Here is a 15,810-nt window from a genome sequence, read left to right on the forward strand (position 1 = left end):
CCGGGTAATAAACGGGCAGACGAGACCAGCCGGCATTATGCATCCCGAACGAAAAGCAGGCGAATGAGTTCCTGGAAGTGCGTTTTTTCTTCGCTGGTGTCGGCGTGCTCAAGGCGTGCCAGCAGCTTAGTGCAAATCGCTTTGCGATTCAGCGTACGTCCCGCTCGGAGAATTTCCACCACGACTCTGCCCAGCGTTTCCTGTTGAGAGGGAAGCGACGCTTCGCTGAAGTAACGTGCAATGTCGGCGTTGGGGAGCGTAGTGTATCCGTGCTGGCGCATTGGCATATCCTTCACGTTGAGTTGAAATTAACCTGTTGATAACTACAAAGCTATACAACTTTGTGCTTCTTGTACAGGGAAGTCTGCGTTGTACAGGATCTTTTTGGTCAAACTTTGTCAATGTGAGGGTGTTTGTGAAGGGGTGTTGTGGATTCTAAGTCATTAAAATACTTAGAAAACCACCACCGTGTGGCGTGTCGGTGGTGGCGATGCGCTACTTTTTGGCACGGGGCTCGGGTGTCACAGCAAATTGAAACTCACCGGGCAATTTCCCTTCCAGCCAGCCAGCCCGTTCCGGGGTGCGGCTGCTGAGTGAGCAGTAGCCTGCGAGCCAGCGGCGTGTTTCATGCATCAGCATCAGCCGTTGTTCATCGTGCTCGGTTTCCGCCATCGTCAGCATCTCTTTCTGCAGGGTCTGGACGTTCACGTCCTGGCTTCTGAGAAGGAGCTGCATTGCCGCCTGGCCAATTAGCATGTTGCTCTGTTCTTCGTCAGAAATAAACACGTATGCCTCCGATTGGTTGGTAAAAAACATACTGCACGTTGAGTATATAAAAAAATGGTGCACTTTTCAGGGCGTAGTGATTTGTTTCGGCTATTTCTGTAAAAACCTCCAGGATATTCTGGTTTAGTGCGGTTGGTCGCCGTGCGGGCAGTGCGTTATTCCATCTTACGATTCAGGGTTAAAAAAGGGAGTAGGGTACACAGCCAGGCAGGCAGGTAATCGGCCCCGGGTGCGATACCAGGGCCATACTATTGCGCGTATTTTTCCAGATCGGAAAAGATGTCTTCCCACACCTCGTCGCTGATGTCGTAACCCACCAGATTGCGAATCAGGATGGCCCCTTCAACCGCTAAATAGGCGATCCGGCGTTTACGCGCCTGCTCATCGTCAGCGCTGAAGTCACCGATTCTCTCCTGATACCACTGCTTCATATACTCGCTTTGTGAACCGGAACCCACCTGGGCGGCCAGCAGCGTCGAAATACGGCTACCCGCCTCATCATTCACCTCTTTGGTTGCCTTGATGTGAGCCATCAGGCGTGAACGGGCATCAGGATGTTCCCCTGCCAGCTGCTCATATTTTACCTGCTCGCGCTGCATCCAGCGCGCCAGCAGTGCATCAAGAATATTTTCCCGCGAACCAAAAACTGACTGGACGCTGGCCTTTGAGAGGCCAGATTCGACCGCAATGCTCCCGAACGAAAGGGCTTTAGCGCCTTCTTTAGTCAGCACAGCCTCAGCGGCATCAAGCAGATCTTCGCGATGATTTTTACGTGGACGCGCCATGACTTCTCCGGCAATTGATTTAGATACGACCGTATGTTAATTTTCCTCAGCACCGGCCCGGTAGAATACATGTTATCGCGATGGACTGGCTTCGTTATCGCGAAAGAGGATATTTATGTTCAGTTTACAACCCGTTACGCGCAGGATCACCTACGTTATTATTTTCGAACTGATTGCCGTCATGCTGTCATCTATGATCCTTTCAGGGATGAGCGATCGACAGGTAACCGATTCGCTTCCTGTCGCCGTGGGCGTTTCGCTGATTGCTGTCGTCTGGAACTATGTTTACAACACGCTGTTTGAATCATGGGAGCGGAAAAAGGGCATTACAGACAGGAGCGTGACGCTGAGAGTGGCTCACACAGTACTGTTTGAGGCCGGCTTTATCGTGCTCGCCGTGCCTTTGTTTATGTGGTGGTACCATGTCTCGTTCGTGACGGCATTTATGATGGAACTGGGGATCCTGGTTTTCTTTCTGGTGTACACCTTTGTATTTACCTGGCTGTTCGACAAGATCGTTCCCACGGCCGCCTCGCAACACTAATTCGCCCGGCCCCGCGCTGTCGGTTCCCGGCAGCGCCACTTCACTGCTATTTCCGCCCTTCCAGCTCCCTGAATCTGCGCCTGCCCGACACCTGTGGCGCGGTAGCGCGCTGAGGGCAAATATCTCTCGCTCGTGTATCCCATAAGAATTGTAAGATTTTTTGTAGAAATCTCATTTTGTTCTAACTTTTTTTACATCGCGAATTTTGTGGGCGCGGGTGACCCTCTTTTCCCGCAAATATTCAGGGTAAAAACGCATCAAGGGCGAGGGCATGGGGACATGCCACCCGCCTGCATGACATACCATCGTGGAGCAATATGGACTGGAAGATCGTAGATTCACTGGCAAGCCCGGACACCGGGACCATCTTTACCGTGGCCCAGACCGCAAAGGCATTCAAATATGTTTTGTGGTTTCGCGGCGATTACTTTTTACGGCAGGGGCAGACCATCACTACCCATGACAGCGGTTTATATGTGGATGGTAAACCTCAGGAACTGAACGTGATACATGCTTCGCCGTTTAACGCCCGGATGTGGCAAAACCTGCTGGCCATGACGGATTGCCCGGGTAACAAAGGTGAGATCCACAGTGAATGCCCGCGCGGAAAACGGTGCCTGTTTGCGCTCTGCCCCTGGGGTATGAAGTCGTATATTCCTGAAGTTAAGAATCAAGACCAAAATAAGGCAGAAATTTAGCTTTATGGGATTAAGGTTGTTGTTTAAGTATATGAATGTTAATTAATAATTATCACTAATACTTAATTTTCTAGATTATTTAAGTGGGTAATTTGGCCTTGAAACTTATAGCGTCATTCTTTCATGCGCGGTGATGTGGAGGCATTATGCGTCTGCATACGTTCAGGAGCATAGCCGATGAAAGTTTCCCATGAACTGGCCCACTATCTTATCGATCAGCTCAGCCCGACAGGTCGCTTCAGCGCTCGGGCAATGTTTGGCTGTACCGCGCTGTTTCTTAATGGCCTGATGGTGCTGCTGATTACCCGGCAGGGTGAGATCTATGTAAAGACTGATGCTGCCAGTCAGCATCGCTTTGCTGAGGCGGGCTGCCAGCCGTTTACTTATACCCGGCGCGGGCCGTCCGGCATCAGAGAAGTGGCGCTGTCGTTTTCGCAGCTGCCGGAAGGGGTGGTTGAAGAACAGGATGAGCTTATCAGCTGGGTTAAACCCGGAATTGAAGCTGCCCGCCGGGCGGCGGCAGGGGATCGCTTATGATTTGCCCGATGCTGCCGATACTATCCTGAGGCGTCATCACGCGCCGGCATCCGTTCCCGCTAACCTCGTATCACACAGGAGAACATCATGGACGCAGCGAACATCGCTTCCCTTGCAACCAGCCTCGATAGCATGCAGCTCAATAATCAGGTGAGCACGTTAGTACTGAAGAAAGCACTGGATAATCAGCAGAGTGTGGCATCCGGTATCCTCGATGCCATTCCTCAACTGCCCGCCAACCCGGCCATCGGCCGGAACATCAATACCACCGCCTGAACCAGCAGCCAACGCAAAAAAGCCACCGTGCGGTGGCTTTTACTGGCTCAGGATCCGATGTTATTTCAGGCTGGTTTCAAAGAACTGCCCGAAGCGGGCAAACGGAATTTTACCGGCGACGTTATCGTACAGGTCAACGTGGTTGGCCCCCGGAACAATCACCAGCGCTTTCTGTTTACTGCCGACGGCGTTAAAGGCATCTTCCGCAAAATAGCGCGAGTGCGCTTTTTCACCCGTCACGACCAGCGTCGGGATAGTAATCTCACTGGCATAGCTGAGCAGCGGCATATTCATAAACGACAGCGGCATTGTCGCGTTCCACGCACCCGTGGAGTTTACGGAGCGCACATGGAAACCGCGCGGCATGCCGGCATTAATGCTGGCTTTCGCTGTCCCGCAGGTAGTCGCGAAGCGTATCGTGGAGCGCCTGATTATCGTCTTTATCAAGCCCACGGTTCTGGTATTCCGTAGCCAGTTTGATAATCACATCATCAAAATGCCCCTTGAGATTGATGTTGTTGATACCCACCTGTACCTGCATAAGTTCACGCAGCACTCTGGTTTCGATGGTTAAGCGGTGTACGGTCAGTTCCAGCTGCTTGATCCTGTCTTCAACGGACATAGAGAGATTCCCTTAGTGATGTGTAATCCATTAGATTTTTCGTACAATTTTTCCCGGACGTCAACTCTGCATTGCCATTAATCGTGGTATGAAACCCTGGCGCGCGGCGGCAATACTCAAATCTGGCTAATGATTGTGCGCTGACCCAGACCGGTGAGAACCGCAGAGAGGGATAAAGGTTATTTTGCCGGGGCGGGGTATAATTAATAATGCACTGCGGCGTCAGCGCGTCGTCAAAGGCGTGCCGGGTTAAAAGGCTGCTGAATGTGTCTTAATGCCGATAAACGAAGCCGGAGCCACAAAAAGTAAGGTTATGTGCAGGGCAGACCGCCGCCACCCGCTAACCGTACTTCAGGAATGCGAGCACATCAGCGCACACATTTCTTTGAACCCTATCTTATAAATAGGTATTATCTATACAACTTATTAACATAATCCGCTGTGGCATCAGGTATAATACATTTATCTTGCACATCAGCAGGTTATCCCGTTTTATGCATAGCCAGTCGCCTTTTTAACAGCGTCTATGCTTAATAAACGCGCCTGAAAAACGATTTTTTGCTAATAACCCTCATCCGCAGAGGTTGAAGTGATAATTATTATCACTAACATGGCGTTATCGCTTTCTGGCTTAAAACATGAGGTGCACCTATGGAAACGTCAGCAGGAACTTTTGATCCCAACCAACCGGGCTGGCAGGGGCTACATCTGACCCCTGAAGCCGCAGCGCATATCCGAGACCTGGCGGAGCAGCAGTCAGGTTTCCTCGGCGTGCGTCTGGGTATTAAGCAGACCGGCTGTGCCGGCTTTGGCTACGTGCTGGAAACGGTCACCGAGCCGCGCGAAGACGATCTGCTGTTCGAGCGCGACGGCGCGCGCCTGTGGGTGCCAGCCGACGCCATGCCGTTTATCGACGGAACCGAAGTCGATTACGTGCGCGAAGGGCTGAACCAGATATTTAAATTCAATAACCCGAAAGCGCAGCACGAGTGCGGCTGCGGCGAAAGCTTTGGGGTATAGGCGATAATATGTCTCGTAACACTGAAACGACCGATGATGTGCAGACCTGGACCGGGCCTCTGAACTATAAAGAGGGCTTCTTCACTCAGGTGCGAACCGAAGAGTTTGCCAAAGGCATTAATGAAGACGTGGTGCGCGCCATCTCTGCGCGCCGCAATGAGCCGGAGTGGATGCTGGAGTTTCGTCTCAACGCCTTCCACGCGTGGCTGCAGATGGAAGAGCCGCACTGGCTGAAAGCCCACTACGACAAGCTCGACTATCAGGACTACAGCTATTACTCCGCGCCGTCCTGCGGCAGCTGCGACGATACCTGCGCGTCCCAGCCGGGTGCGGTGCAGCAGTCCGGGGAAAATGCCTGGCTGACACAGGAAGTCGAAGAAGCGTTCAACCAGCTCGGCGTGCCGGTACGTGAAGGGCGCGAAGTGGCGGTGGATGCGATTTTCGACTCCGTTTCGGTGGCGACGACCTACCGCGAGAAGCTGGGCGAGCAGGGCATTATCTTCTGCTCCTTTGGCGAGGCGATCCACGATCATCCGGAGCTGGTGAAGCAGTATCTCGGCACCGTGGTACCGTCGAACGATAACTTCTTTGCCGCCCTGAACGCGGCGGTGGCGTCTGACGGCACCTTTATCTACATCCCGAAAGGGGTGCGCTGTCCGATGGAGCTCTCCACCTATTTCCGCATTAACGCGGAAAAAACCGGTCAGTTTGAACGCACGATCCTGATTGCCGATGAAGGCAGCTACGTCAGCTACATCGAAGGCTGCTCTGCGCCGGTGCGCGACAGCTACCAGCTGCACGCCGCGGTGGTGGAAGTTATCATCCATAAAGACGCAGAAGTGAAGTACTCGACGGTGCAGAACTGGTTCCCGGGTGACAACAACACCGGCGGCATCCTGAACTTCGTGACCAAGCGCGCGCTGTGCGAAGGCGAAAACAGCAAGATGTCCTGGACCCAGTCGGAAACCGGTTCGGCCATCACCTGGAAGTACCCGAGCTGCGTGCTGCGCGGTGACAACTCCATCGGTGAGTTCTTCTCCGTGGCGCTGACCGCCGGGCACCAGCAGGCGGATACCGGCACCAAGATGATCCACATCGGCAAGAACACCAAATCGACCATTATTTCGAAAGGGATCTCTGCCGGGCACAGCCAGAACAGCTACCGCGGGCTGGTGAAAATCATGCCGAGCGCCACTAACGCGCGTAACTTCACCCAGTGCGACTCCATGCTCATCGGCCCGGACAGCGGGGCGCATACCTTCCCGTACGTCGAGTGCCGCAACAACAGCGCCCAGCTTGAGCATGAAGCCACTACCTCGCGCATTGGGGAAGATCAGCTGTTCTACTGCCTGCAGCGCGGCATCAGCGAAGATGACGCCATCTCAATGATCGTTAACGGCTTCTGTAAAGACGTTTTCTCCGAACTGCCACTGGAATTTGCCGTGGAAGCACAAAAATTATTAGCCATCAGCCTCGAGCACAGCGTCGGGTAATGTCGATAAAGGATATTTCATGTTAAGCATCAAAGATTTACATGTCAGCGTTGAAGACAAAGCCATCCTGCGCGGCTTGAACCTCGAAGTGCGTCCGGGGGAAGTACACGCCATTATGGGGCCGAACGGCTCCGGGAAAAGTACCCTCTCGGCAACGCTGGCTGGCCGTGAAGACTATGAGATCACCGGCGGCGAAATCCTGTTCAAGGGCAAAGACCTGCAGGAGCTGGCACCGGAAGATCGCGCCGGGGAAGGCATCTTCATGGCATTCCAGTATCCGGTTGAAATCCCGGGCGTCAGCAACCAGTTCTTCCTGCAAACCGCGCTGAACGCCGTGCGTGAATACCGTGGGCAGGAGCAGCTTGACCGCTTCGACTTCCAGGATCTGATGGAAGAGAAGATCGAACTGCTGAAGATGCCAGAAGATCTGCTCAGCCGCTCGGTGAACGTTGGTTTCTCCGGCGGTGAGAAGAAGCGTAACGACATTCTGCAGATGGCGGTGCTGGAGCCGGATCTGTGCATCCTCGATGAAACCGACTCCGGTCTCGATATCGATGCCCTGAAAATCGTCTCTGACGGCGTCAACTCCCTGCGCGACGGCAACCGCTCGTTCGTTATCGTCACGCACTATCAGCGCATCCTTGACTACATCAAGCCGGACTTCGTGCACGTGCTTTACCAGGGCCGTATTGTGAAATCAGGCGACTTCTCGCTGGTGAAACAACTGGAGGAGCAGGGCTATGGCTGGCTTACAGAACAAGAGTAACGCACTACAGCAGTGGCACCACCTGTTTGAAACCCAGGGGGCTAACCGCTCAGGTGAAGCACAGCAGCACCTCCAGCAGATGCTGCGTCTCGGCCTGCCGACGCGCAAGCATGAGAACTGGAAATACACGCCGCTGGACGGCCTGCTCAATAACACCTTTGTGCTGCCAACGCCGCGCGAGCTGACGCATGCCGAGCGTGACGCGCTGGCATTGCCACTGGACGCGCTGCGCCTGGTGTATGTGGACGGGCAGTTCAGTGCAGCGCTGAGTGACGATCTTACCGGCAGCGGCTTTGACGTCACCATCGACGACGAGCGTGCGGGCCTGGCCGCGCCGGTGCAGCCGGATGTGTTCCTGCATCTGACCGAGAGCCTGGCGCCGACCGTGACGCGTATTCGCGTCGCGCGCAATACCCAGCCGGCGAAACCGCTGCTGCTGATGCATATCACCTGCGGCAGCGACGATGAGACGCTGAATACGGTGCACTATCGTCACCACCTCGACCTCGCCGAAGGGGCGCAAGCCACGGTGATTGAGCACTTTGTCAGCCAGGATGAGCGTCGCCACTTTACCGGCGCGCGCTTCACCTTCCGCGCCGGGGCTAACAGCCAGCTGCGTCATTACAAGCTGGCGTTTGAGAATGCCAACAGCTACCACTTCGCCCATAACGATCTGCTGGCGGAGCAGGATGTGGATGCTTACAGCAGCAGCTTCCTGCTCGGCGGCGCGGTGCTGCGTCACAACACCAGCACCCAGCTCAACGGCGAGAACGTCAACCTGCGCCTCAACAGCCTGGCGCTGCCGGTGAACAGCGAAGTGTGCGACACCCGCACCTGGCTTGAGCACAACAAGGGCTACTGCAACAGCCGTCAGATGCACAAAGTAATCGTGCGCGACCGCGGACGTGCAGTGTTCAACGGCATGATTAAAGTGGCCCAGCACGCGATTAAAACCGACGGGCAGATGACCAACAACAACCTGCTGCTCGGCAAGCTGTCAGAAGTGGACACCAAGCCGCAGCTGGAGATCTATGCCGACGACGTGAAGTGCAGCCACGGGGCCACCATCGGCCGTATCGACGATGAGCAGCTGTTCTATCTGCGTTCGCGCGGTATTACGGCTCAGGCGGCGGAGCAGATGATTATTTACGCCTTTGCCGCAGAGCTGACCGAAAGCATTGACGACGAGACGCTCAAACAGCAGGTGCTGGCCCGTATCGGTCAGCGTCTGACAGGGGGAGAAGCATGACATTTTCCGTAGCTCAGGTGCGGGCCGATTTCCCGGTCCTCGCCCGGGAAGTGAACGGCCAGCCGCTTGCGTACCTTGACAGCGCGGCCAGCGCGCAGAAACCCAACCAGGTGATTGACGCCGAGCTGGGGCTGTATCGCACCGGCTATGCCGCAGTACATCGCGGCATTCACACCCTGAGCGCCGACGCGACGACGCAGATGGAAAACGTGCGCACGCTGGCGGCGCGCTTCCTCAACGCCCGCTCCCATGAGGATCTGGTGTTCGTGCGCGGTACTACGGAAGGCATCAACCTGGTAGCGAATACCTGGGGCGTGAGCAACGTCGGGGCGGGCGATAACATTATCGTTACCACTATGGAGCATCATGCCAATATCGTGCCGTGGCAGATGCTGTGCCAGCGCGTCGGCGCCGAGCTGCGGGTGATCCCGCTCAACGACGACGGCACGCTTAACCTTGAGGTATTGCCGTCCCTGATTGACGAGCGCACCCGCCTGCTGGCGGTGTCTCACGTCTCGAACGTGCTGGGGGTCGAGAACCCGGTGCGCGACATCATCACTACCGCCCATGCGGCAGGGGTGAAGGTGCTGGTGGACGGCGCGCAGGCGGTGATGCATCACGCGGTTGACGTGCAGGCGCTGGACTGCGACTTCTATCTTTTCTCGGCGCACAAGCTCTACGGGCCGACCGGCATCGGTGTGCTCTACGTGCGGGGCGACATTCTTAACGCCATGCCGCCGTGGGAAGGAGGCGGGTCGATGATCGGCACCGTCAGTCTGACCGAAGGCACGACGTGGAATGCCGCGCCGTGGCGCTTTGAAGCCGGTACGCCGAACACGGCGGGGATTATCGGTCTCGGTGCTGCGATAGAGTATGTGCATAATCTGGGCCTCGATAATATCGCCGACTACGAGCAGACGCTGATGCGCTATGCACTTAACGCCCTGCGCGAGGTGCCGGACCTCACTATCTATGGTCCGCCGGAACGCCTCGGGGTGATCTCCTTTAATCTCGGCAAGCATCATGCCTATGACGTGGGCAGCTTCCTCGATAACTACGGGATTGCCGTGCGCACCGGGCACCACTGCGCGATGCCGCTGATGAGCTTCTTTAACGTGCCTGCGATGTGCCGCGCGTCATTTGTGATGTATAACACCGAAGAAGAGGTGGACCGGCTGGTGGCGGGGTTAACCCGTATCCACCGTCTGCTGGGTTAACAGGGAGAACCGCATGGCCACGCTGCCAGACAAAGAGAAACTGCTGAAGAATTTCAGCCGCTGCACCAACTGGGAAGAGAAGTATCTCTACATCATCGAGCTGGGCCAGCGTCTGCCGGCGCTGAGCGATGAGGCGCACAATCCGGACAACATCATCCAGGGCTGCCAGAGCCAGGTGTGGATTGTGATGCACCAGAACGACGCCGGAAAAATCGAGCTACAGGGCGACAGCGATGCCGCCATTGTTAAGGGGCTGATTGCCGTGGTGTTTATTCTCTATCAGGAGATGAGCGCTCAGGATATCGTCGCCTTTGATGTGCGCCCGTGGTTCGAAGAAATGGCGCTGACGCAACACCTCACCCCGTCCCGCTCCCAGGGGCTGGAAGCCATGATCCGCGCAATCCGCGCCAGAGCAGCAATTCTTAGCTAAACTTCAGATACAGCTTTCATCCTGTCAACGCGAGGCGGCCTGCTGCCTCGCTCTCTTTCAGCGTTCTGGCGCTTCGCCAGTGATAAAGGAATTCAGTATGAAACGCGCCTCGCTTATTGCTGCAAGCCTGTTTACCGCTGCTCTGTTTCCCCATGCTGCGCTGGCGGTGGATTACCCGCTGCCGGCCAACGGGGGCCGTCTGATTGGTCAGAACCAGAGCTATATCGTGCAGGAAGGCGACCGCAACCTGCAGTCGATTGCCCGCCGCTTCAACTCCAGCGCTTTCCTGCTGCTGGAAGCGAACAATACCGTTGCCCCGCAGCCGATGCCGGGCACGCAACTCCTGATCCCGACCCAGCTGATCCTGCCGGATACGCCGCGGGAAGGCATCGTGGTGAACCTCGCCGAGCTGCGCCTCTATTACTACCCGCCGGGTAAGAACATGGTGCAGGTTTATCCCATCGGTATCGGCCAGGTGGGGCTGGAGACGCCGGTGATGGTCACCCGCATCAGCCAGAAGATCCCTAATCCGACCTGGACGCCGCCGGCCGGTATCCGGGCGCGCTCGCTGGCCAAAGGCATTGAGTTGCCGAAAGTGGTACCCGCCGGGCCAGGTAACCCGCTCGGACGCTATGCAATGCGGCTGGCGAAGGGGAACGGCGAGTACCTCATTCACGGCACCAGTGCGCCGGACAGCGTCGGGCTGCGCGTCAGCTCCGGCTGTATTCGTATGAACGCCGATGACATTCAGGCGCTGTTTGCCAGCGTGCCGTGGGGAACGCGGGTTGAAATCATCAACCAGCCGGTGAAGTTCACGCAGGAGCCGGACGGGAAGCGCTATGTAGAGGTCCACAGGCCGCTGTCGCAACAGGATGAGCAAAACACCCAGACCGCACCGCTGACGCTGCCAGCAAGCTTTACAACCTTCGTGAGCGACGATCCCCTCGCGAAGCAGCAGGCTGATGCGGCGCTAACGCGGCGCGCCGGGTATCCGGTGGCAGTGGGCGGTGACGCTACGGCTCCTGGCAGGGCGGCGCAGCAAGTACAGAGTGCGAAGGTGAATGCGGAAAGTGGTGCAGAAGAGGGGAGCGTGACGGCGTCCGGGACGGTGCAGCTTCAGTAGCAAATTACAGGCAAAAAAAATGGCGCACAATGTGCGCCATTTTTATTACAGGTACTCTTACTTACGGTAAGAGTGAGCCTGGTTGTCCAGACGCTGGTTAGCACGAGCTGCGTCGTCTTTAGCAGCCTGTACGTCGGAACGGATTGCGTTCACGTCGTTGCTCAGCTGGTCAACTTTAGCGTTCAGAGTCTGAACGTCAGAAGACAGCTGATCGATTTTAGCGTTGCTGGAGCAACCAGCCAGCAGAGTTGAACCCAGGATTACCGCGCCCAGTACCAGTTTAGTACGATTCATTATAAATACCCTCTAGATTGAGTTAATCTCCATGTAGCGTTACAAGTATTACACAAAGTTTTTTAGGTTGAGAATATTTTTTTGATGGGAATACGCTTAAATTTGATCGTTCGCTCAAAGAAACATCGACATTAACGGGGAAGTTAAAAAAAGCGAGAGAAAACAGGCGGCTCTAATCGGATTCATCTTACGTTTCCCGCTATTAAATAGTGAAATTCAATTTGCTTTTTTATTATCTGCGTCTATTTAGCGAAATAAAAAAGGCACCCGAAGGTGCCTTTAGGCGTTATTTCCGTGACTGTTAAATTACAGAACGTGTACGGAAGCAGTGTTAGTGGTGCCGCTCGGTACCAGCGCACCGGAAACCATTACCACGATATCGCCTTTGTTCGCCAGGCCGCTTGCCAGCGCCGCTTCTTTACCCAGACGGTAGAAGTCGTCGGTAGAAGCAATCTCTTTCACCAGCTGCGGCACCACGCCTTTGCTCAGCACCAGCTGACGCGCGGTGATTTCGTTGGTGGTCAGTGCCAGGATGGTGGCGTTCGGGAAGTACTTACGTACCGCTTTAGCTGATTTACCGCCCTGGGTGGCGACCACGATCAGCGAGGATTCCAGCTTCTCAGCGGTTTCCACCGCGCCACGGCATACCGCTTCGGTGATGCGCAGCTTACGGCTGTCATGACCGTTGTCGAGACGGCTGGACATCACGCGGTCGGTACGCTCACAGATAGTCGCCATGATGGTAACCGCTTCCAGCGGGTATTTACCCTTCGCGGACTCACCAGACAGCATCACGGCATCGGTGCCGTCGATGATGGCGTTCGCTACGTCGCCTGCTTCTGCGCGGGTCGGACGCGGGTTTTTGATCATGGAGTCGAGCATCTGGGTGGCGGTGATCACCACTTTACGCGCGCGCACGCACTTCTCGATCATCATCTTCTGCGCGAAGATCACTTCCTCAACCGGGATCTCTACGCCCAGGTCGCCACGCGCAACCATGATGCCGTCAGACGCTTCGAGAATTTCGTCGAAGTTGTTCAGGCCTTCCTGGTTTTCGATTTTGGAGATGATCTGAATGCTTTCGCCGCCGTGCGCTTTCAGGTGCTGGCGAATTTCTTCTACGTCGGAACGTTTACGGATAAAGGAAGCCGCAACGAAGTCCACGCCCTGTTCGCAGCCAAAGATCAGATCCTGCTTGTCTTTTTCTGCCAGCGCCGGCAGTGCGATCGAAACGCCCGGCAGGTTAACGCCTTTGTTCTCGCCCAGGTCGCCGTTGTTTAGCACTTTACAGATAACCTTGTTGCCTTCGATGGCGGTCACTTCCATACCTATCAGGCCGTCATCCACCAGCACGGTGTTGCCGACGGAAAGGTCGTTAGTGAAGCCTTCGTAGGTCACTGCCACGGTTTCGCTGTTACCCACCACCGATTTGTCAGTGGTGAAGGTAAAGGTCTGGCCCGCTTTCAGAGAGACGTCGTTGCCGCCTTCCAGTTTGATGGTGCGGATTTCCGGACCCTTGGTGTCCAGCAGGATGGCTGCTTTCTTACCGCTCTTTTCCATCACGTTGCGCAAGTTCTTGATGCGCTGACCATGCTCTGCATAGTCGCCGTGGGAGAAGTTCAGACGCATTACGTTCATGCCCGCGTCGAGCATACGGGACAGCATCTCTTCGGATTCGGTTTTCGGACCGATGGTGCAAACAATTTTCGTCTTTTTCATGACAGTCTTAGTCTTTTTAAGTTGAGAAGGATATGGAAATCATTCCCCGGGCCGTGCAGCACCGCGGGGTAAAGCCTGTGTTGCGAAAGTTGTGATGCCACAGCAGTAAGGATAGGTGACATCAAAAGAGCGTGCAGAGGAATGTCAGGCGACGTAGCGGCCCGGCAAGGAGTGCGAGAAGTGTTATTTGTCAGATTGCAGTCCAATGCGCTGAAACCATTCAAATTAAGATGGCGGCATTATAGCTTCCACAGTGACAGAAAGGAATTGAAAACGCTGTTTCAAAATACGAATTCACCGTCATTCTCGTTTCGTTATGAGACCGTTATCACATAATTGCGCAACAGTTGCATCGACGGGTGTTACCGGTTACCCGCCAGCAACGGCATCCCATAACCCCGTTTTACAAAGGGACTATTTAACGCCTGGCGCTACGCTTATTCACCCACTAATTCTGGTAGCGAAACGAATAAGCAATAAGATATCTCTTTTTATTATGGTGATTAAAAAAGAGAGCGCGCTCAAATTTGATAAACAAGAAAATTCCTGGCTTCGTTTATTTAATTGGTTTGACGAATTATTTTCCCACTCAGTAATTATGCCAGCGAGGCGGATATATCGTTATCAATGTCGGGAGTTAAGCGGGAAATATATTTTATATTTCGGAAGCAATATCACGTTTTTGCCCGAAATTTGGATTAAGGATAATCCTAAACTACTTGCATTTCATTGATGTCAACTTGCTGTTTTTAAACAGTTTTGGAAATTGAGGCTAAAACGACTCAAAATGTAAGTCATTGATATATAAGCATCTTAACTTTTTGAAAGAATTTGCAATAAATCACCTGCTGGCTACTATTAAGCGACTCTTAACGAGTTTCATTAAATTTATAAAAACTCACTCCGGATTATTACCTCCGGGGATCTGCTGGTGCCTGATTACTATTTTACGCCAGTGTTAATTACTGCTTTTCCTGATGATAAAGGTAAGGTGATGACGACTTCCGCAGCTGTTGGCCAGGGATATGCTTTTATTCTGCCGCCAGAAATTCCGACTCAGCAGGGGCCGATGGGTATCCTGTATGATTTTAATGATGGCGCCCGGTTACTGTTGCCTGCCGGAAACTGGCGGGTAGAAATAAGCGATGACGAAACGGGAAATATTCTGTTTGCCGATGACGTTGCGCAGGGCTGGGTAATCAGCACGAAAAAATACTATGTGCCGTTTCGCCTGCGGGTCTGGGACGGGGCGCAGTCAGATCCGGTGCTGGACCACACGCTGGATATGCGTGGCAAAACGGTGCTGGTTTCGTTTCCCAGCGGCACGCTGGGCGACCTGGTCGGCTGGGTACCTTACGCCGAACGCTTTCGGCAGACCTGGCAGTGCCACGTGGACTGCACTATGGCCCAGCCTATCGTCGATTTGTTCACGCCGGTCTATCCTCAGCTAAATTTTTATACCCCTGACGACTGGCAGGCCGGGCCGGGCGTGAGCGCGCCGCCTTACGCCAGCTGGCGTGTCGGCCTGTTTTTTCACGGCGATCTCGACAAGCAGCCGTTTGATTTTCGCGCCGTCGGCCTGCACCGCACAGCCGGTCATATTCTCGGCGTCGACCCCACGGAAATCGTTCCGGATCTGCGCCAGCGCAGCCCGCGTCGTATCGCCGAACCCTATGTCTGTATCGCAACCCAGTCCACCAGCCAGGCCAAATTCTGGAACAACGGCAACGGCTGGCATGAGGTCATTGCCTGGCTGAAAGAGCAGGGCTATCGCGTGCTGTGCATCGACAAAGAGCGCGTGGTCGGGCGCGGTTACGTCTGGAACAAAATTCCCCACGGTGCGGAAGATTTCACCGGCAATCTGCCCCTCGCCGAGCGCGTGGCGCTGCTGGAGCACGCCGACTTCTTCATCGGCCTCGGCAGCGGCCTCTCCTGGCTTGCCTGGGGCAGCCGTATTCCGGTGGTGCTGATCAGTGGCTTCAGCCTGCCTTACAGCGAATTTTATACCCCCTGGCGCGTCATCAATACCCACGTCTGCAACGGTTGCTGGGATGACGTGCGGCTTGATTTCGACCATCAGGACTATTTCTGGTGTCCGCGCCACAAAGGCACGGACCGGCAGTACGAGTGCACACGTTTTATCACTGGCAAGCAGGTCATCGGCCATCTCCGTCGGCTGGTTGCCCTGCGAAGCAATCCCTTTGGCATCAAAACAACAGCATTGGCAGACCCCGATCAACATGCCGCGTGA

At 54.9% G+C, this 15,810-nt stretch carries 18 protein-coding genes and 1 pseudogene; 12 read left to right on the top strand and 7 right to left on the bottom strand.

Features of this window, described 5'->3' with window-relative positions; translation table 11 throughout:
* Positions 1 to 35 precede the first annotated feature (35 nt).
* The 3 genes from ycgZ to ET34_RS0112145 all read right to left on the bottom strand — a co-directional run bounded on the left by ycgZ (position 36) and on the right by ET34_RS0112145 (position 1,571).
* Positions 36 to 281 (bottom strand): regulatory protein YcgZ, encoded by a 246-nt coding sequence (ycgZ, locus tag ET34_RS0112135; protein WP_031522405.1) that lies wholly within the window; start codon positions 279 to 281, stop codon positions 36 to 38.
* A gap of 214 nt (positions 282 to 495) precedes the next feature.
* Positions 496 to 816, bottom strand: a complete 321-nt coding sequence (locus ET34_RS0112140) for a hypothetical protein (protein WP_051640530.1) — start codon at positions 814 to 816, stop codon at positions 496 to 498.
* 218 nt (positions 817 to 1,034) lie between these two features.
* A complete protein-coding gene (locus ET34_RS0112145; protein WP_031522408.1) occupies positions 1,035 to 1,571 on the bottom strand; it encodes a TetR/AcrR family transcriptional regulator in 537 nt (178 codons plus the stop codon).
* A gap of 115 nt (positions 1,572 to 1,686) precedes the next feature.
* On the opposite strand from ET34_RS0112145, the gene ET34_RS0112150 reads away from it, so the two are divergent.
* The 4 genes from ET34_RS0112150 (at position 1,687) to ET34_RS0112165 (ending at position 3,626) form a co-directional block, all read left to right on the top strand.
* Positions 1,687 to 2,115, top strand: coding sequence for a PACE efflux transporter (locus ET34_RS0112150; protein WP_031522409.1), 429 nt, complete (start codon positions 1,687 to 1,689; stop codon positions 2,113 to 2,115).
* A gap of 317 nt (positions 2,116 to 2,432) precedes the next feature.
* Positions 2,433 to 2,813, top strand: a complete 381-nt coding sequence (locus ET34_RS0112155) for a hypothetical protein (RefSeq protein WP_051640532.1) — start codon at positions 2,433 to 2,435, stop codon at positions 2,811 to 2,813.
* A gap of 177 nt (positions 2,814 to 2,990) precedes the next feature.
* Positions 2,991 to 3,350, top strand: coding sequence for a TfoX/Sxy family protein (locus tag ET34_RS0112160; RefSeq protein WP_031522413.1), 360 nt, complete (start codon positions 2,991 to 2,993; stop codon positions 3,348 to 3,350).
* 87 nt (positions 3,351 to 3,437) lie between these two features.
* Entirely contained in the window at positions 3,438 to 3,626 is a 189-nt protein-coding gene (locus ET34_RS0112165; RefSeq protein ID WP_031522415.1) for a YjfB family protein, read from the top strand.
* Positions 3,627 to 3,686: 60 nt separating this feature from the next.
* Here the strand turns inward: ET34_RS0112165 and ET34_RS0112170 are convergent.
* Together ET34_RS0112170 and ET34_RS0112175 are read right to left on the bottom strand one after the other, a co-directional pair.
* Positions 3,687 to 3,992, bottom strand: a pseudogene (locus tag ET34_RS0112170) (alpha/beta hydrolase); the annotation flags it as partial.
* A 7-nt stretch (positions 3,993 to 3,999) separates the two neighbouring features.
* Entirely contained in the window at positions 4,000 to 4,248 is a 249-nt protein-coding gene (locus ET34_RS0112175) for a hypothetical protein (RefSeq protein ID WP_031522418.1), read from the bottom strand.
* Between the two features lie 651 nt (positions 4,249 to 4,899).
* On the opposite strand from ET34_RS0112175, the gene sufA reads away from it, so the two are divergent.
* From sufA to ldtE, 7 genes are all read left to right on the top strand, one after another.
* On the top strand, positions 4,900 to 5,268 hold the full coding sequence (sufA, locus tag ET34_RS0112180; RefSeq protein WP_031522420.1) for a Fe-S cluster assembly scaffold SufA: 369 nt from the start codon (positions 4,900 to 4,902) through the stop codon (positions 5,266 to 5,268).
* An 8-nt stretch (positions 5,269 to 5,276) separates the two neighbouring features.
* On the top strand, positions 5,277 to 6,761 hold the full coding sequence (sufB, locus tag ET34_RS0112185) for a Fe-S cluster assembly protein SufB (RefSeq protein WP_031522421.1): 1,485 nt from the start codon (positions 5,277 to 5,279) through the stop codon (positions 6,759 to 6,761).
* A 19-nt stretch (positions 6,762 to 6,780) separates the two neighbouring features.
* Positions 6,781 to 7,527, top strand: a complete 747-nt coding sequence (gene sufC / locus ET34_RS0112190; protein ID WP_031522423.1) for a Fe-S cluster assembly ATPase SufC — start codon at positions 6,781 to 6,783, stop codon at positions 7,525 to 7,527.
* Complete coding sequence (gene sufD, locus ET34_RS0112195) at positions 7,502 to 8,776, top strand: Fe-S cluster assembly protein SufD (protein ID WP_031522425.1); 1,275 nt, start codon at positions 7,502 to 7,504, stop codon at positions 8,774 to 8,776. The genes sufC and sufD overlap by 26 nt, the downstream gene beginning before the upstream one ends.
* On the top strand, positions 8,773 to 9,993 hold the full coding sequence (sufS, locus tag ET34_RS0112200; protein ID WP_031522427.1) for a cysteine desulfurase SufS: 1,221 nt from the start codon (positions 8,773 to 8,775) through the stop codon (positions 9,991 to 9,993). The genes sufD and sufS overlap by 4 nt, the downstream gene beginning before the upstream one ends.
* 13 nt (positions 9,994 to 10,006) lie before the next feature.
* Positions 10,007 to 10,423: a cysteine desulfuration protein SufE gene (sufE, locus tag ET34_RS0112205; protein ID WP_031522429.1), complete on the top strand. Its 417-nt coding sequence runs from the start codon at positions 10,007 to 10,009 to the stop codon at positions 10,421 to 10,423.
* Between the two features lie 97 nt (positions 10,424 to 10,520).
* The gene (gene ldtE / locus ET34_RS0112210) at positions 10,521 to 11,546 is read left to right on the top strand and encodes a L,D-transpeptidase LdtE (RefSeq protein WP_031522431.1); all 1,026 of its coding nucleotides are present in this window, start codon (positions 10,521 to 10,523) and stop codon (positions 11,544 to 11,546) included.
* A gap of 57 nt (positions 11,547 to 11,603) precedes the next feature.
* Here ldtE and ET34_RS0112215 read toward each other — a convergent pair whose 3' ends face one another.
* Both ET34_RS0112215 and pykF read right to left on the bottom strand, forming a co-directional pair.
* Entirely contained in the window at positions 11,604 to 11,840 is a 237-nt protein-coding gene (locus ET34_RS0112215; RefSeq protein ID WP_007374746.1) for a major outer membrane lipoprotein, read from the bottom strand.
* A 306-nt stretch (positions 11,841 to 12,146) separates the two neighbouring features.
* Positions 12,147 to 13,559 carry a pyruvate kinase PykF gene (gene pykF, locus ET34_RS0112220; RefSeq protein WP_031522436.1) on the bottom strand — a complete coding sequence of 471 codons (1,413 nt, stop codon included), beginning with the start codon at positions 13,557 to 13,559 and terminating at the stop codon, positions 12,147 to 12,149.
* Positions 13,560 to 14,553: 994 nt separating this feature from the next.
* Here pykF and ET34_RS0112225 point away from each other — a divergent pair.
* Positions 14,554 to 15,810, top strand: coding sequence for an autotransporter strand-loop-strand O-heptosyltransferase (locus ET34_RS0112225; protein WP_031522438.1), 1,257 nt, complete (start codon positions 14,554 to 14,556; stop codon positions 15,808 to 15,810).

This window comes from Siccibacter colletis (assembly GCF_000696575.1).
Lineage (GTDB): Bacteria > Pseudomonadota > Gammaproteobacteria > Enterobacterales > Enterobacteriaceae > Siccibacter > Siccibacter colletis.

Excerpts from the sequence above, each read along its gene's own strand:
- ycgZ (WP_031522405.1), bottom strand. The coding sequence starts at position 281 with ATGCGCCAGCACGGATACACTACGCTCCCCAACGCCGACATTGCACGT.
- ET34_RS0112140 (WP_051640530.1), bottom strand. The coding sequence starts at position 816 with ATGTTTTTTACCAACCAATCGGAGGCATACGTGTTTATTTCTGACGAA.
- ET34_RS0112145 (WP_031522408.1), bottom strand. The coding sequence starts at position 1,571 with ATGGCGCGTCCACGTAAAAATCATCGCGAAGATCTGCTTGATGCCGCT.
- ET34_RS0112150 (WP_031522409.1), top strand. The coding sequence starts at position 1,687 with ATGTTCAGTTTACAACCCGTTACGCGCAGGATCACCTACGTTATTATT.
- ET34_RS0112155 (WP_051640532.1), top strand. The coding sequence starts at position 2,433 with ATGGACTGGAAGATCGTAGATTCACTGGCAAGCCCGGACACCGGGACC.
- ET34_RS0112160 (WP_031522413.1), top strand. The coding sequence starts at position 2,991 with ATGAAAGTTTCCCATGAACTGGCCCACTATCTTATCGATCAGCTCAGC.
- ET34_RS0112165 (WP_031522415.1), top strand. The coding sequence starts at position 3,438 with ATGGACGCAGCGAACATCGCTTCCCTTGCAACCAGCCTCGATAGCATG.
- ET34_RS0112175 (WP_031522418.1), bottom strand. The coding sequence starts at position 4,248 with ATGTCCGTTGAAGACAGGATCAAGCAGCTGGAACTGACCGTACACCGC.
- sufA (WP_031522420.1), top strand. The coding sequence starts at position 4,900 with ATGGAAACGTCAGCAGGAACTTTTGATCCCAACCAACCGGGCTGGCAG.
- sufB (WP_031522421.1), top strand. The coding sequence starts at position 5,277 with ATGTCTCGTAACACTGAAACGACCGATGATGTGCAGACCTGGACCGGG.
- sufC (WP_031522423.1), top strand. The coding sequence starts at position 6,781 with ATGTTAAGCATCAAAGATTTACATGTCAGCGTTGAAGACAAAGCCATC.
- sufD (WP_031522425.1), top strand. The coding sequence starts at position 7,502 with ATGGCTGGCTTACAGAACAAGAGTAACGCACTACAGCAGTGGCACCAC.
- sufS (WP_031522427.1), top strand. The coding sequence starts at position 8,773 with ATGACATTTTCCGTAGCTCAGGTGCGGGCCGATTTCCCGGTCCTCGCC.
- sufE (WP_031522429.1), top strand. The coding sequence starts at position 10,007 with ATGGCCACGCTGCCAGACAAAGAGAAACTGCTGAAGAATTTCAGCCGC.
- ldtE (WP_031522431.1), top strand. The coding sequence starts at position 10,521 with ATGAAACGCGCCTCGCTTATTGCTGCAAGCCTGTTTACCGCTGCTCTG.
- ET34_RS0112215 (WP_007374746.1), bottom strand. The coding sequence starts at position 11,840 with ATGAATCGTACTAAACTGGTACTGGGCGCGGTAATCCTGGGTTCAACT.
- pykF (WP_031522436.1), bottom strand. The coding sequence starts at position 13,559 with ATGAAAAAGACGAAAATTGTTTGCACCATCGGTCCGAAAACCGAATCC.
- ET34_RS0112225 (WP_031522438.1), top strand. The coding sequence starts at position 14,554 with ATGACGACTTCCGCAGCTGTTGGCCAGGGATATGCTTTTATTCTGCCG.